Source organism: Burkholderia sp. BCC1977, assembly GCF_905339595.1.
Lineage (GTDB): Bacteria > Pseudomonadota > Gammaproteobacteria > Burkholderiales > Burkholderiaceae > Burkholderia.
In genome coordinates this window covers 151,983-167,288 of record NZ_CAJPGQ010000013.1, presented here as the reverse complement: position 1 = coordinate 167,288, position 15,306 = coordinate 151,983, and the positions used below count along the sequence as shown (strand labels likewise).

Sequence of the window (15,306 nt, the reverse complement as noted above, 5' to 3'; positions counted from 1 at the left end):
AATCAATCCGTGACGTGCGCTCACCAGCGCTAACGCCGTGTCTTGTCGCGTCTGTCTCAATCGTCTTCGTGACGATCGACGGCGTGCTCGGCCTCGGTGTCTGGAATCTCGTGCCGACTCAATCGGTACGCATCAATTCGCGCGGTCGGGGCATTGGCGCCCCCCGATCGGTCGCACAGCCAAAACACGGATCAAACGGGGGAAGCGTCTTCCCGCCACGCGTCGAACCTCATTGGGTTCATGCGTGCCGGGCTGCGTCAGCTGGCTGGCGTAGAACGCTCCCAATCTCACCAGGCCGAGGCTCGTGCCCCCGTTTGTTGTCTCCCAGCTGCGTTTTCGCGGCTCCGTCCAGCGGACAGGCGGGCAACTGGGGTCGAGCCTCACGTCATGGATGCGGGGTACGCATGTCGCACAAATCTCTCACGGCCGACCTGTGCCGTGCTGCGCGCGGGGCGCGTGGCAAACAGGCAAACGCGACTTCCAAAGGTCGCGAGAAGTCGCTCGCGCGTTTCGCGCGGTTTCTGTGGGACATGGGCTTTCAGGTTCACACGACCGATCAGCTCAAAGAGAAGCATCTGATCGCCTGGTCGAACGACATGACGGGCCGAGGGCGTTCGAAGCGGACGGCCGTCAACAACATGTCGCACATCCGAACTGCGCTCGAAGGGATCGGTCGACGGCCGTTTGCTGACAAGATGAGCAATCCGGCGCTCGGTCTGTCGGGCGCGAGCCGGGCCGGCACGAAGCGGCCGATGATGCGCGACGAGCTGGAGCCGTACCGCGCCGCCGTTGCTGCGATCGACCAGGGTATTGCGGTTGTGCTTGAGCTGCAGCTCGAACTTGGGCTGCGGGCGCGGGAGGCGGTTCAGAGCGTCAAATCGCTGGCTGACTGGCAGCGCGCGCTGTCGAGCTCGATCGGGGATGGCTTCGTGACCATCATCCACGGGACGAAGGGAGGTAAGACGCGTCGGAGTCCGCCGTTGGATCGGCGGCGCGCCGCGGAACTGGTGGAACGGGCGATCGAGCTTTCTGGCGAATACGGCGGGAAGCTGGTCCGCAAGCAGGATCTGAAACGGGCGATGGAGCGCTATCACTATGTCGTGCGCAAGGTCGGCATGACCGATGAGCGCGCGCCGCACAGCCTCCGCTACGGATACGCAACCGAGCATCTGGAGCGCCAGAAGGCGGCCGGCGTATCGCGCCGTGAGGCGGCCGCTGGGGTGTCGACATGGCTCGGCCACGGAGAAGGGCGCGGGACGTGGGTGGAGCGCATCTATGGACGGGAGGTGCTGGTCGATGCGGAGGTGACGCATGCATAAGCGCGTCGACACGCTGCCCGTAGTCGGCCATTCGCGCTGGAGCCAAATCGCACCGTTTGTGGGTGTTTGTCGGGAGACGTGGCGAAAGCTTTGCTTGGCCGGACGCGCGCCTCAGCCGATTCAACTATCACCGCGGTGCACGGTATGGAAGAACACGGAGATTCATCGTTACCTTTCCGATCCATTGCAGTATCGGGGCGAATAAGTCGAGCTATGGAAAATTCGCAATTGTACATCTCAAGTTACATGATTGATGACCGATATGACGTATCAAGGAGGTGTGACTTTATGGACATGGCGGATCTTGGAAATTCATTCGGCATCGCGTCGCTCATAGGTGCTGTCGTTATACTCGTTGGTGTAAAGGGCGCAAAACCGTATAGCGCCACGACTTTCGTCTCTGGCGCTGTATTGATCATGATTGCAGCAACAACGGCATCAACCTTTTCACATTTCGAAGTGATTGCGAAGGCTCTGAATTTGCAGCACCGGTTGAGTGATAGGGCGTTAGAGGAGGGCCTCCGCATTAATAGTTTGTGGGTACTTATATACCCCGCGCTTGTCGGAGCGATGGGTGTAAACCTTTTGACAACATGGTTTCAATCCAGCAAGCCGAAGTCTGACAGAGACTCGATCGAAACAACTGTTCTGAGACTCGTTGCGGAGGCGCGCAACTTAGATGCCGGCAAGAACGTTCAACGTGAGCAAGGATCCTCTGGACCCACGCGACGAGTTCGGAAAAATGAGAGGGCGACGCTTGTGCGGAAGCGCTGATGGCCATGCTCAGAAGCGGGCCTTGTATTCCGGCTTGGCGTAACTGAGACCGTTTGCCTCGGACTTTCGGCTACTTGTTAGCCCAGTATGAAGGAGGAAAACGGACGTGACGGACGAGTGCCTATCGCCGGCGCGACTATATCGATCAGCGGAAAGTCGGGGGATGAGAGCCCGCACATCAAAGGAACGCTATGATGCGGCTGCTAAGTGGCATGTACGAAGTGTGGTTGAATTTGTCGCTGAAGACAAAGGTCGTCATCGTGACGGGATTGGTAGGATTGGTTTTGGGTATCCCCACAAGCGAAAGGGCGCTGGCTTGGCGCTGGTTCAGGCAGGGAGTCCAATCGCAGAATTGCATCGAGGATGCAACGAAGCCAATTTTAAGCGCCGAAGCGACTGGCGACCCGGAGGCCGTAGAGCGTGCCGTCAGTTCAGATCGGATGCGCGACATACGGAAATGCGGGGACGAGGCCATCAAGAGACCGAAAGGCAGTGTCAGTTTTCTACTCGACGAGTATCGTCGCAAACCAGCACCATGACAAAAATATCAATAGACCAGATCAAAATCGCATATGCAGTAGCTATCGACGTGTACGACGGGGCGCTGTCGAGAGCGGACGGTGTTCGGCTGCTTCATAACGATCACGGTATAAATCTCGCGAGTGCTGCCGATTTCATCGAGAATCTTCGGAGGATGCTCGCCGGACAGGAATTCCAACGTACTCTAAGCGTAGAGGCAACTGATTATTTTCTCAGCCGGATTGCGGCTGAGCGGGATGATGTTGAGCTAGAAAAAGCTATTGCTGCGAGCTATGCGCATCTGGACTATTACGCGATGCTCTCAAACGGAGGGCCTCAGCATGCGAAACGCTCGGTAGTTGATAAATGGGCGGCGAAACGGCCTTTGTCTCGTGATCTTCGCGTAATGCTGTCAGAGTTTGAGGAGGCGGTAGAGCGGTCTCGAGCAGACACTCCTACAGCACGTCGGCACCGGCTAATGACTGCGCAGAAAATGCCCAGGAAGGTGCAGGTTGTCACTGAGGTTTATGTCCGAAATCCGGACGTTGTTGCCGATGTGTTGGAGCGAGCCAGAGGTGCTTGCGAGCGGTGTACCAAACCGGCGCCGTTTATCCGACGTAGAGGGCAAATTCCCTATCTCGAAGTGCATCATCGCAAGCGACTGGCCGATGGCGGCGAGGACACGGTTGAGAACGCTATCGCACTATGTCCGAACTGCCATCGCGAGTTGCATTTCGGTATGCTGCCTCAGCGCACGCCAATTCGTTCCAACTAAGAACGGGCGCGGAAGAAAATCATTGGGTAGTCCGCCATTTGTGCCACTTTGTCAGGTGCTCGTTCAGTTCTTGCTTTGACGTCGAACGTACCGCCCAGTTTGGCACTGTACGGTCGACGTTCATGCTGAGTAACCCGACGGAGTGATTCCATGGTTCGTGAAATTGGTCGTTGGTTGGACAGTGCAATCTGACGCTATTTCCGGGGGTACCATTCAGGACCTTCAGAAAACCGATGACGTTATGTATTGATACACCTAGGAGTACAAGCAAAGAGCGAGTCTGCTCGACACTCCAATTGATGCGATGGTGTTGTGGTAGCAAGCTACGATTTGCGCGCTCGTTGCCCCCGATGCGCTCCAAGCGGAAGTATGACGAACCGTATTTGCTTCCACCTAGCGGAAGATATTTGGTAGGAGATTCGCTGGCCTCTGGGCCCTTGACTTGCATCTCAAGTTGGAATCCACCAAGTTCGACGCGGAAGCCGTGCTTGAGACTGTTGTATTCGTCGATGCTCTGTTGTCTCAAGAAGATTTCGGCGCACTTTGCCCAAAGATCGGCAAAGCACTCTATTGCCCGAATGCGCTCATCTTCATCGGTATCGCCGTTGCCAAAGATCCACGTGGCAATCGACGTCCACGACACGGTGTCATCTTTCATGACATGTGGAGACGCAAATTTCTCTTCAGAGATTTGCTCGACTAGAGTTCGCAGCGCCTCCGTTTTGCATTGAGTGAGCCATCCGTATACGCAGTGCGGGGCCTGTAGAGTGGCGCCTATTAGTGAAAAGAATGTCTCCATTGCATGGTGGTAGACGGAGCGAAGTAAGGTTGCAGTTCGGCGTTGATCATCACTCGACTGCTCACTAGCGTTGAGCTTGTCTGCCGCGAACCGGAAGTACTCGGTGTCGATACCTGCCAGGAAATCGACGTTATGTTGATCGAGTGGGTGTTCCCAGACACAATAGGGCTCGTCCATAACAGCGAACACGTGTGTTTTCATTGCGTTTTTGCTCATAGGGATCTCTGGGCATGTGAGCTACGCGTTATCGCCCGGCATTGATTGGAATCACCGCAGCACCGGCCTCCAGTGCATCGAGGTGATCCGCCCAATGTTGCATCATCTTGCGACGCTCGGGCAGGAACTCGGCGTGCACGTATGCTGCCGTGACCTGGTTGCGTTCAGCGTGAGCGAGCTGGCGGTCAACAACGTCGCGACTGTAGCCGAGTTCTCGGAGCACTGTTGCGGCAAGGCCGCGGAAGCCGTGTCCGGTCATGCGCGACTTGTAGCCCATGCGATATAGCGCATAGAGCATGGTGTTGTTCGAGATATGGCTTCGGCCCTGGACGCTATAGAAGACGTGCCGATGGCTACCGTTGAGCTCACGCAACGCGGCCAGTGCGTCGAGCGCTTGGCGCGACAGCGGGACGATGTGCGGATCACGCATTTTCATCCGCGCCGGCGGAATCCGCCATTCGGCGGCGCGCTCGTCGAACTCGTCCCACTCGGCATTGATCATCTCGGTTGTCCGAGTGAACGTCAGTGCCATGAAGCGGAGCGCCAGTCGAGTAACTAGGTCGCCTTGGTACGCGGCGATGTCTCGCATGAGCTCCGGAATTTCGACGGGCTTGACCCGAGCCATGTGTTGGACGCCGGTCCCTTTCTTGAGAACAGTCTCGGCGTCGATGTCCGCAGCAGGATTGCGAGGGCATCGCCCGGTCATGATTCCGTACTGGAACACGGCCCGCGAGCGCTGGAGAATGCGCTTTGCTGTCTCTCGCACGCCACGAGACTCGACGGCCCTCAGGATCTCGAGCATGTCGGGCGCTTCGATGTCTCGGATCGGACGATGGCCGATTTTAGGAAAGACATCGACCTCGAGCGAACTGATCACCTTGCCCGCATACACCTCGGTCCAGCCATCCTTTTGGGCCGCAAACCACTCGCGTGCGACAGCCTCAAACGTCGACGCAGCTTCGATCGCCCGGGTGCGTTTGACTTCCCTTTTCTGCTCGGTCGGATCGGTGCCGGCGGCCAGTTGCTTCCGTGCATTGAGACAGGCTTGCCGAGCCTCTGCCAGTGTCACCTCCGGATATACGCCGAAGGCGGCGCGCTTCTCTTTGCCGTCGAATCGATACTTCATCCGCCAGTAGCGCGACCCGTTCGGCATTACCTCTAGATATAGCCCCTTGCCGTCTGCCAAGCGATACGGCTTCTCAGCCGGCTTGGCCTTGCGGACCTGCATCTCGGTTAGCGGGGTAGCGCGCTTCGGCATGGCGTGGGGGCATCGAGTTTGGGGGCATGGAGGCATGTCCCAAAAGATGCCCCCAAGTTAGGTTGCTTGTACTGGGCAACCTTGGGCAATGATGGCAGCAAAAGCCTAGGCGACACAAGGCTGTGCGCGACTTTTTGGGCAAACTTGGGAAGTGTTGGGAACTTAGATGGTCCCCCCGACAGGAATCGAACCTGTATCTAGCGCTTAGGAGGCGCTTGTTCTATCCATTGAACTACGGGGAGAGCCATGTCCGCGATGTCGCGCGCAGAAGACGCGAACGGGACGGCGATGTGGACAGCGCGCAGAGTATAGCAAACGCGCGGCGCATCGGCGGACGGAATGCGTGCCGATACGCGCCACCCGCGCCCAATCGAGTCCGAAAACCCGAATCAGAAATCGACGACGACGAAATCTTCCTTGCCCACGTCGCACAGCGGGCAGCGCCAGTCGGCGGGAATATCGGCGAAACGGGTGCCGGCGGGGATGCCCTCGTCCGGCAGGCCTTCCGCTTCGTTGTAGACCCACCCGCAAATCAGGCAGACCCAGCTCTGGTATTCGGTTACTTCGCTCATGTGGCGCTCGGGATGATGAAAGTCGGTGATGCCGTCCGCAGTATGGCCGGCGGACGAAAGGCGCAATGGTACCGGAATTTCGCCGAACGCCTCCGCAACGTCGTTTTAAACGTACGCATCGCGAACAACGGCCGTCATCGCGCGAGCCGGGCGCGCAGTGTATGCTGCGTGAGCCTTTCAATCTGAAGGAGAAACGATGCTCAACAACAAGAAATGGATCGCAGGTGCGGTATGTGTCGCGGCACTGGCCGGGTCGACACTCGCGCGTGCCGAGGCGCGCGTGTTCATCACCGAGCCGAAGGACGGCGCGACGGTGTCGAGCCCCGTGCACGTGAAGTTCGGCCTCGAAGGGATGGATCTCAAGCCGGCCGGCGACATGACGCCCGATACGGGCCACCATCACCTGCTGATCGACGGCAAGCCGGTACCGAAGGGCGACGTGATCCCCGCCACCGACCATTCGCTGCACTTCGGCAAGGGCCAGACCGAAACCGACGTGAAGCTGCCGCCCGGCCAGCACACGCTGACGCTGCAGCTCGGCGACGGCGCGCACCGTTCGTACGGTCCCGAACTGAGCTCGCCGATCACGGTCAACGTGAAATAAGCGCACGTCCCGCATGCGGGCGCCCGGCCGGGAAGCCGCGGCCGGATGCCCGCCACCGGCGCGCGTGGCGCTGTCCCCGTCCGCGGAACGCGTGCCGACACGCCGCCGAGCACAAATCCGGCACAAACTCAGCACAAAAAGCACCGCGTACCGGCGTAGTCCGTCCGGCCATCCCGGCGCAGGCGTCCGCCACCGGTACAATGGGCGCTTCCGATTTCTCTCTTCGCCGTCTCCCCATGTCGCTTTATTCCATTACCGGCGCGCAACTCGCGTTCGGTCACGTCGCGTTGCTCGATCACGCGGACTTCTCGCTGGAGGCCGGCGAGCGCGTCGGCCTGATCGGTCGCAACGGCGCGGGCAAGTCGTCGCTGCTGAAGATCGTCGCCGGGCTGGCGAAGCCCGATGACGGGCTGATCACGCGTCAGCAGGAGCTCGTGACCGTCTACGTGCCGCAGGAGCCCGAATTCGAACCCGGCGCGACCGTTTTCGACGCCGTGGCATCGGGGCTCACGCATACGCGCGAAGTGCTCGAAGAATACGATTCGATCGCGCACCGCCTCGCGGAAACGCCGGAAGGCGCCGAGCACGATGCGCTGCTCGCGCGCATGAACGCGCTGCAGTCGTCGCTCGATGCGCACGACGCATGGAACTGGCGCACGCGCGTGTCGATGACGCTCGCGCAGATCGGCCTGACGGACGGCGACGCGCAAGTCGACGCCCTGTCGGGCGGGATGCAGAAGCGCGTCGCGCTGGCGCGCGCACTGGTGGTGCAGCCCGACGTGCTGCTGCTCGACGAACCGACCAACCACCTCGACTTCGACGGCATCCGCTGGCTGGAAGAACTGCTGGTCGCGCAGCGCGCGGGCCTCTTCTTCATTACCCACGATCGCGCGTTCCTCGACCGCGTTGCGACGCGCATCGTCGAACTCGATCGCGGCCGGCTGCTGTCGTATCCGGGCAATTTCTCCGCATACCAGACGCGCAAGGCGCAGCAGCTCGAAGTCGAGCGCGTGGAAAACGAGAAGTTCGACAAGCTGCTCGCGCAGGAAGAAGTGTGGATCCGCAAGGGCGTCGAGGCGCGCCGCACGCGCAGCGTCGGCCGCATCGCGCGGCTCGTGCAGATGCGCAACGAGCGCGCGGAGCGCCGCAATTCGCAGGGCAACGTGAAGCTCGACGTCGCGCAGGGCGAGAAGTCGGGCAAGATCGTCGCGGAACTGACGGACGTGACGAAGCGCTACGGCGACCGCACGGTCGTCGACACCGTCTCGACGACGGTGATGCGCGGCGACAAGATCGGTTTCGTCGGCCCGAACGGCGCCGGCAAGACGACGCTGCTCAAGCTGATCCTCGGCGAGCTGAAGCCCGACGCGGGCACGGTGCGCACCGGCACGAACCTGCAGGTCGCGTATTTCGACCAGATGCGCGCGCAGCTCGACCAGGAAAAGAGCCTGGCCGACACGATCAGCCCGGGGAGCGAATGGGTCGAGATCGGCGGCGTGCGCAAGCACGTGATGAGCTATCTCGGCGATTTCCTGTTCGCGCCGGAGCGTGCACGCTCGCCGGTGAAGTCGCTGTCGGGCGGCGAGCGCAACCGGCTGCTGCTCGCGCGCCTGTTCGCGCGTCCGGCCAACGTGCTGGTGCTCGACGAACCGACCAACGACCTCGATATCCCGACGCTCGAACTGCTCGAAGAGCTGCTGGCCGACTACGACGGCACGGTGCTGCTCGTCAGCCACGATCGCGCGTTCCTCGACAACGTCGTCACGTCGGTGATCGCGGCCGAGGGCGACGGCAAGTGGCGCGAATACGTCGGCGGCTTCACCGACTGGCAGATCCAGAGCGAGCGTTCGCAGCAGCTCGCGCAGCAGGAAGCGGCGAAGCGCGCGGTGAAGGAAGCGGCGCCGGTCAAGGAAGACGCGGCGAAAAGCGCGGCCGGCCGCAACGCGCAGCGCACGGTGAAGCTGTCGTTCAACGAGCAGCGCGAACTCGATGCGCTGCCGGAGAAGATCGCGGCGCTCGAGGAAGAACAGAAGACGATCAACGCGCAGCTCGAGGACGGCTCGATCTTCGCGAAGGATCCGCAGGAGGGCACGCGCCTGACCGAGCGGTTCGCGGCGATCGACGACGAGCTCCTCGCCGCGCTCGAGCGGTGGGAGACGCTCGAGGCGAAGCGCAAGCCGGTCTGACGCGGCGCGCGCCGCGTGAACGATGTTGCGACGGCGCGCCACGCGGAACCAGTAAAATACCGCGCGTCCCGGGAAGCGCAGCACGCCGCGCGCCCGCTTTCGGAGCAGTCCAAGCACACCGTTGTTTCGATTCGCTTTTTTACGGAACTCAACGTTTTGTCCACGACGTTATCCACATGAGATGTGGACAACGTCCCGATGAATGACGAAATTCAGCGCCTATGTCAACGAAGAAGCCCAGCGCGGCCTATAGCGAAGCATCGATCAAGGTGCTCAAGGGTCTCGAGCCGGTCAAGCAGCGGCCCGGCATGTACACCCGTACCGAAAATCCGCTGCACATCATCCAGGAAGTCATCGACAACGCGTCCGACGAGGCGCTCGGCGGCTACGGCAAGCAGATCACGGTCACGCTGCACGCCGACCAGTCGGTGTCGGTCGAGGACGACGGTCGCGGTATTCCGTTCGGGATGCACCCCGAAGAGGGCGTGCCGGTCGTCGAGATCGTGTTTACGCGCCTGCACGCAGGCGGCAAGTTCGACAAGGCCGCGGGCGGCGCGTACACGTTCTCGGGCGGCCTGCACGGCGTCGGCGTGTCGGTGACGAACGCGCTCGCGACGCGTCTCGACGTGACGGTCTGGCGCGACGGCAAGATCGCCGAGCTCGGCTTCGCCGATGGCGACGTCGTAAAGCCGCTCGCGACGCAGGGCGCGGGCCGCGGCGAGAAGAAGTCCGGCACGCGTGTGCAGGTGTGGCCGAATCCGAAGTACTTCGATTCGCCGAACCTGCCGCTCGGCGAGCTGCAGCGCCTGCTGCGCTCGAAGGCCGTGCTGCTGCCGGGCGTCGAGGTCGTGCTCGTCAACGAGAAGACCGGCGAGCGCCAGGCGTGGAAATACGAGGACGGCCTGCGCGGCTACCTGCTCGACGAGATGAACGGCAGCGAGCTGCTGATCCCGCTGTTCGAAGGCGAGCGCTTCGCCGATGCGCGTTCGACCGACGACACCTTCGCCGAAGGGGAAGGCGCGTCGTGGGTCGTCGCATGGAGCGAGGAAGGTTCGCTGGTGCGCGAGTCGTACGTGAACCTGATCCCGACGCCGGCCGGCGGCACGCACGAGTCGGGCCTGCGCGACGGTCTCTACCAGGCGGTGAAGAGCTTCGTCGAACTGCACAACCTGCAGCCGAAGGGCGTGAAGCTGCTCGCGGAAGACGTGTTCGCGCGCGTGTCGTTCGTGCTGTCCGCGAAGGTGCTCGATCCGCAGTTCCAGGGGCAGATCAAGGAACGCCTGAACAGCCGCGATGCGGTGAAGCTCGTGTCGTCGTTCTCGCGTCCGGCGCTCGAACTGTGGCTGAACCAGCACGTCGAGCATGGCAAGAAGCTCGCCGAACTGGTAATCAAGCAGGCGCAGGCGCGCACGCGCGCCGGCCAGAAGGTCGAGAAGCGCAAGAGCTCGGGCGTCGCGGTGCTGCCGGGCAAGCTGACCGACTGCGAGACGGAAGATATCGCGCGCAACGAACTGTTCCTCGTCGAGGGCGACTCGGCGGGCGGTTCCGCGAAGATGGGCCGCGACAAGGAATACCAGGCGATCCTGCCGCTGCGCGGCAAGGTGCTGAACACGTGGGAAACCGAGCGCGACCGCCTGTTCGCGAACAACGAGGTGCACGACATCTCGGTCGCGATCGGCGTCGATCCGCACAGCCCGGACGACACCGTCGACCTGTCGAACCTGCGCTACGGCAAGATCTGCATCCTGTCGGACGCGGACGTCGACGGCTCGCACATCCAGGTGCTGCTGCTCACGCTGTTCTTCAAGCATTTCCCGCAACTGATCGAGCGCGGTCACGTGCATGTCGCGCGGCCGCCGCTGTTCCGCGTCGATGCGCCCGCGCGCGGCAAGAAGCCTGCGCAGAAGCTCTATGCGCTCGACGACGGCGAACTCGAGGCGACCCTCGACAAGCTGCGCAAGGACGGCGTGCGCGAAACGCAGTGGAGCATCAGCCGCTTCAAGGGCCTCGGCGAAATGAGCGCGGAGCAGCTGTGGGACACGACGATGAACCCCGACACGCGCCGCCTGATGCCGGTGAAGCTCGGCGAGCTCGACTACGAGGCGACCGTCGCGCGAATGACGATGCTGATGGGCAAGGGCGAGGCAGCCGCACGGCGCGGCTGGCTCGAGGAAAAGGGCAACGACGTCGAAGCGGACATCTAAACCCGCGCGGCCGGGCATGACGCCTGGCCCGGCCTCACGCCACTTACGAATACGGAATTCAGATGGACGACAATACTTCCGATCTCTTCGCCGGGTCCGACGCACCGGACGCCGATGCGCTGACGCTCGGCAACTACGCGGAGCAGGCGTACCTCAGCTACGCGGTCAGCGTCGTGAAGAGCCGCGCGCTGCCCGACGTGTGCGACGGCCAGAAGCCGGTGCAGCGCCGGATCCTGTTCGCGATGAACGAAATGGGCCTCGGCCCCGACGCGAAGCCGGTGAAGTCGGCGCGCGTGGTCGGCGACGTGCTCGGTAAATACCACCCGCACGGCGACCAGTCGGCGTACGACGCGCTCGTGCGTCTCGCGCAGGATTTCTCGCTGCGCTATCCGCTGATCGACGGGCAGGGCAACTTCGGCTCGCGCGACGGCGACGGCGCGGCGGCGATGCGATACACCGAAGCGCGGCTCACGCCGATCTCGAAGCTGCTGCTCGACGAGATCGACCAGGGCACGGTCGACTTCATGCCGAACTACGACGGCTCGTTCGAGGAACCGAAGACGCTGCCGAGCCGCATGCCGTTCGCGCTGCTGAACGGCGCGTCGGGCATCGCGGTCGGTCTCGCCACCGAAATCCCGTCGCACAACCTGCGCGAGGTCGCGGCGGCGGCGGTCGCGTTGATCCGCAATCCGAAGCTCACGCACGCGGAGCTGATGAACCTGATCCCCGGCCCGGACTTCCCGGGCGGCGGCCAGATCATCTCGAGCGACACCGAGATCGCGGCGGCCTATGAATCCGGCCGCGGCAGCCTGAAGGTGCGCGCGCGCTGGAAGATCGAGGATCTCGCGCGCGGCCAGTGGCAACTGGTCGTCACCGAGCTGCCGCCCAACACGTCGGGCCAGAAGGTGCTCGAGGAAATCGAGGAGCTGACCAACCCGAAGCTCAAGCTCGGCAAGAAGACGCTCACGCCCGAGCAGCTCAACACCAAGAAGGCGATGCTCGACCTGCTCGACGCGGTGCGCGACGAGTCGGGCAAGGAAGCGGCGGTGCGGCTCGTGTTCGAGCCGAAGTCGCGCACGATCGACCAGACGGAATTCGTGAACACGCTGCTCGCGTACACGAGCCTCGAATCGAACGCGACGCTGAACCTCGTGATGATCGGCGCCGACGGCCGGCCGGGCCAGAAGGGGCTGCTGACGATCCTCGACGAATGGGTGAAGTTCCGCCAGCTGACGATGACGCGCCGCTGCCGCCATCGTCTCGCGAAGGTCGACGATCGCATCCACATCCTCGAAGGGCGGATGATCGTCTTCCTGAACATCGACGAGGTGATCCGCATCATCCGCGAGTCGGACGAGCCGAAGGCCGCGCTGATGAGCGCGTTCGGGCTCTCCGACCGCCAGGCCGAGGACATCCTCGAAATCCGCCTGCGTCAGCTCGCGCGGCTCGAGAAGATCAAGATCGAGAAGGAACTCGAGGCGCTGCGCGACGAGAAGGCGAAGCTCGAGGAACTGCTCGCGAACGAAAGCGCGATGAAGCGGCTGATGATCAAGGAGATCGAGGCCGACGCGAAACAGTATGGCGACGATCGCCGCACGCTGATCCAGCAGGAAAAGCGCGCGACGTTCGAGGCGAAGGTGGTCGACGAGCCGGTGACGGTCGTGGTGTCGCAGAAGGGCTGGGTGCGTGCGCTGAAGGGCCACGGGCTCGACCCGGCCGGCTTCTCGTTCAAGGCTGGCGACCACCTGTACGCGGCGTTCCAGTGCCGCACGCCCGATCGCCTGATCGCGTGGGGCAGCAGCGGCCGCGTGTACTCGGTCGACGTGTCGGTGCTGCCGGGCGGGCGCGGCGACGGCGTACCGGTGACGTCGCTGATCGAGCTCGAATCGGGCTCGCACCTGATGCACTACTACGCGGCGCCGGTCGACCAGCCCCTGCTGCTCGCGTCGAGCAACGGCTTCGGCTTCCTCGCGAAGGTCGGCGACATGGTGAGCCGCGTGAAGGCCGGCAAGTCGTTCATGACCATCGATGCGGGCGCGGTGCCGCTCGCGCCGATGCCCGTGCTGCCGAATGCGACGCAGGTCGCGTGCCTGTCGAGCGGCGGCCGTCTGCTGGTGTTCGGGATGGATGAGATGAAGACGCTGTCGGGCGGCGGTCGCGGCGTGATCCTGATGGCGCTCGACGACAAGGAAACGCTCGTGCAGGCGCTCGCGATCGACCCGGCCGGCGTCGTGCTGATCGGCACCGGCCGCGGCGGCAAGGCGCAGGACGAAACGCTGTCGTACGCGGGGCTCGCGCCGCACATCGGCAAGCGCGCACGCAAGGGCCGCGCGCCGGAAACGAAGCTCAAGGTCGTCAACGAGCTGCGTCCGCTGCTCGGCTGACGCCGCATCCGGTGGCCGGTTCGACCGGCATCGCGGGCCGCACCTCTGCTTCGGCGGGCGTGCGGCCCGTTCTTTTTGGGGCGGTGCATTCTGGTAAGCGAGCGTGGCGCCGTCATGCGGAACTTGCAAAATAGTGTGAAATGCCGCGCGGGCTCTGAACCGAGCGGCGGCCCGGCGGTCGAACGTCGCTCGAGCCCGCGCGTGACGCGGCTGTTCGTTGCACTCAACTTATAACAGGATTGCCGCCATGTCCCACGCCGTTGCCGTCGCGCTGTTTCTTCATCTGCTGGCCGTCGCCGTGTGGGTGGGCGGGATGGTCTTCGCGAACTTCTGCCTGCGCCCGGCGCTGTCCGACCTGACGCCGCAGTTGCGGCTGCCGCTGATCGAGGGCGTGTTCGGCCGCTTCTTCAACTGGGTGTCGGGCTCGGTGATCGTGATCCTGCTGTCCGGCGGTTTCCTGCTCACGGCATTCGGCGGCGCGCACGCGACGTGGTCGCTGCATGCGATGGCGGGGCTCGGTGTCGTGATGATGCTGATCTTCGGCCATATCCGCTTCGCGCTGTTCCCGCGCATCCGCCGCGCGGTGCAGGCGCAGAACTGGCCGGACGGTGCGCGCGCGGTGAACACGGTGCGCCTGCTGGTCGTCGTCAATCTCGTGCTCGGTGTCGTGACGATCGGTGCGGCCGTGCTGTCGCGCGGCTTCTGATCGCCGAACGCTGACCGTGCGGCGCCGTTCGGCGCGCGCCGCCGGTACGGTGCCGCGCGCCGCTACGCGGCCAGCATCGCGTCGAGCAGCCACGCGCCGGCCGGGCCGAGCGGCCGGTTGCGCGACCACACCGCATCGACCCGCACGCGGCGCGGCCAGCCGCGCGAGCGCAGCTCGCACAGCCGATCGCGCGCGAAGTGCTCGACCATCCAGCGCGGCAGCTCGGCCCAGCCGAACCCCAGCACCGCCATTTCCAGCAGCATCAGATAGCTCGGCGCGAGCCAGCGCTGCGTGCCGACCACGATCCGGTCGTCGGCATCGCGATCCTCCGGTTTCACGTAGGTGTTGAGGCGCAACTCGCGCGCGTCGCGTAGCGCCGCATGCGGCACGTCGGCGTCGCCATGGGCCGCCAGCGCGTGCGTGCGTCCGACGAACAGACCGATCTCCGACTCTTCCGCCACCGTCGCCGCGCCGATATCGGGCGGGTAGACGGCGCGCGCGGCCATCAGTCCGAGTTGCGCACGGCCCTGCTGGATCAGGTCGAGCACGTCCTCGTGTTCGGCGATCTGGCATTCGAGCTCGAGCGTCGGAAAGCGCCGCTCGAGCGCCATCAAGGTTTCCTCGTAACGCTTCGACTGGTACGTGTCGGACACGACGAGCGTCAGCCTTGCTTCCTCGCCCTGCGCGAGCCGCGCGGCGGTGCGGTCGATCGCCGCGCCGGCCTCCAGCGCGCGCTGCACCTGCGGCAGCAGCGCGCGGCCGGCATCGGTCAGCGTCGGCGCGCGCGTCGAGCGGTCGAACAACTGCACGCCGAGGTCGATCTCGAGGTTCGCGATCGCCTCGGACACCGTCGACTGGCGCTTGCCGAGCTTGCGCGCGGCGGCCGTGAACGAGCCGAGCAGCGCGGCTTCGGCGAAGGCGAGCAGGGCTTCGGGGGCGTGGCGCATGCGGCGGACCTCACGGCGTTATATCGGTAAAACCGATGATATC

General features: G+C 63.5%; 13 protein-coding genes and 1 tRNA gene. 9 read left to right on the top strand and 5 right to left on the bottom strand.

Annotation, left to right across the window (positions count from 1 at the left end; all coding sequences use genetic code 11):
* The first annotated feature begins 404 nt into the window (after positions 1 to 404).
* The 4 genes from U5771_RS14065 to U5771_RS14050 all read left to right on the top strand — a co-directional run bounded on the left by U5771_RS14065 (position 405) and on the right by U5771_RS14050 (position 3,387).
* Positions 405 to 1,319 (top strand): integrase domain-containing protein, encoded by a 915-nt coding sequence (locus tag U5771_RS14065; RefSeq protein WP_322024532.1) that lies wholly within the window; start codon positions 405 to 407, stop codon positions 1,317 to 1,319.
* 213 nt (positions 1,320 to 1,532) lie between these two features.
* Positions 1,533 to 2,093: a hypothetical protein gene (locus U5771_RS14060; RefSeq protein ID WP_322024531.1), complete on the top strand. Its 561-nt coding sequence runs from the start codon at positions 1,533 to 1,535 to the stop codon at positions 2,091 to 2,093.
* A 191-nt stretch (positions 2,094 to 2,284) separates the two neighbouring features.
* Positions 2,285 to 2,632, top strand: a complete 348-nt coding sequence (locus U5771_RS14055; protein ID WP_322024530.1) for a hypothetical protein — start codon at positions 2,285 to 2,287, stop codon at positions 2,630 to 2,632.
* Positions 2,629 to 3,387, top strand: coding sequence for an HNH endonuclease signature motif containing protein (locus U5771_RS14050; protein ID WP_322024529.1), 759 nt, complete (start codon positions 2,629 to 2,631; stop codon positions 3,385 to 3,387). Before U5771_RS14055 ends, U5771_RS14050 begins: the two co-directional genes overlap by 4 nt.
* Before the next feature lie 19 nt (positions 3,388 to 3,406).
* Here the strand turns inward: U5771_RS14050 and U5771_RS14045 are convergent, their stop codons facing one another.
* The 4 genes from U5771_RS14045 to U5771_RS14030 all read right to left on the bottom strand — a co-directional run bounded on the left by U5771_RS14045 (position 3,407) and on the right by U5771_RS14030 (position 6,232).
* Entirely contained in the window at positions 3,407 to 4,402 is a 996-nt protein-coding gene (locus tag U5771_RS14045; protein WP_322024528.1) for a hypothetical protein, read from the bottom strand.
* A 28-nt stretch (positions 4,403 to 4,430) separates the two neighbouring features.
* Positions 4,431 to 5,660 (bottom strand): tyrosine-type recombinase/integrase, encoded by a 1,230-nt coding sequence (locus U5771_RS14040; protein ID WP_322024527.1) that lies wholly within the window; start codon positions 5,658 to 5,660, stop codon positions 4,431 to 4,433.
* A 167-nt stretch (positions 5,661 to 5,827) separates the two neighbouring features.
* Positions 5,828 to 5,902, bottom strand: a tRNA-Arg gene (locus U5771_RS14035).
* Positions 5,903 to 6,049: 147 nt separating this feature from the next.
* Positions 6,050 to 6,232: a rubredoxin gene (locus tag U5771_RS14030; RefSeq protein ID WP_006478164.1), complete on the bottom strand. Its 183-nt coding sequence runs from the start codon at positions 6,230 to 6,232 to the stop codon at positions 6,050 to 6,052.
* Positions 6,233 to 6,428: 196 nt separating this feature from the next.
* On the opposite strand from U5771_RS14030, the gene U5771_RS14025 reads away from it, so the two are divergent.
* The 5 genes from U5771_RS14025 to U5771_RS14005 all read left to right on the top strand — a co-directional run bounded on the left by U5771_RS14025 (position 6,429) and on the right by U5771_RS14005 (position 14,316).
* Positions 6,429 to 6,836 carry a DUF4399 domain-containing protein gene (locus tag U5771_RS14025; protein WP_322024526.1) on the top strand — a complete coding sequence of 136 codons (408 nt, stop codon included), beginning with the start codon at positions 6,429 to 6,431 and terminating at the stop codon, positions 6,834 to 6,836.
* 200 nt (positions 6,837 to 7,036) lie between these two features.
* Entirely contained in the window at positions 7,037 to 9,022 is a 1,986-nt protein-coding gene (locus U5771_RS14020) for an ATP-binding cassette domain-containing protein (RefSeq protein WP_322024525.1), read from the top strand.
* Between the two features lie 221 nt (positions 9,023 to 9,243).
* Positions 9,244 to 11,226 (top strand): DNA topoisomerase IV subunit B, encoded by a 1,983-nt coding sequence (locus tag U5771_RS14015; protein ID WP_124487170.1) that lies wholly within the window; start codon positions 9,244 to 9,246, stop codon positions 11,224 to 11,226.
* A 62-nt stretch (positions 11,227 to 11,288) separates the two neighbouring features.
* The gene (gene parC, locus U5771_RS14010) at positions 11,289 to 13,610 is read left to right on the top strand and encodes a DNA topoisomerase IV subunit A (RefSeq protein WP_322024524.1); all 2,322 of its coding nucleotides are present in this window, start codon (positions 11,289 to 11,291) and stop codon (positions 13,608 to 13,610) included.
* Between the two features lie 247 nt (positions 13,611 to 13,857).
* Positions 13,858 to 14,316: a CopD family protein gene (locus U5771_RS14005; RefSeq protein ID WP_322024523.1), complete on the top strand. Its 459-nt coding sequence runs from the start codon at positions 13,858 to 13,860 to the stop codon at positions 14,314 to 14,316.
* A gap of 62 nt (positions 14,317 to 14,378) precedes the next feature.
* Here U5771_RS14005 and U5771_RS14000 read toward each other — a convergent pair whose 3' ends face one another.
* Complete coding sequence (locus U5771_RS14000) at positions 14,379 to 15,263, bottom strand: LysR family transcriptional regulator (RefSeq protein WP_322024522.1); 885 nt, start codon at positions 15,261 to 15,263, stop codon at positions 14,379 to 14,381.
* Between the last annotated feature and the right edge of the window lie 43 nt (positions 15,264 to 15,306).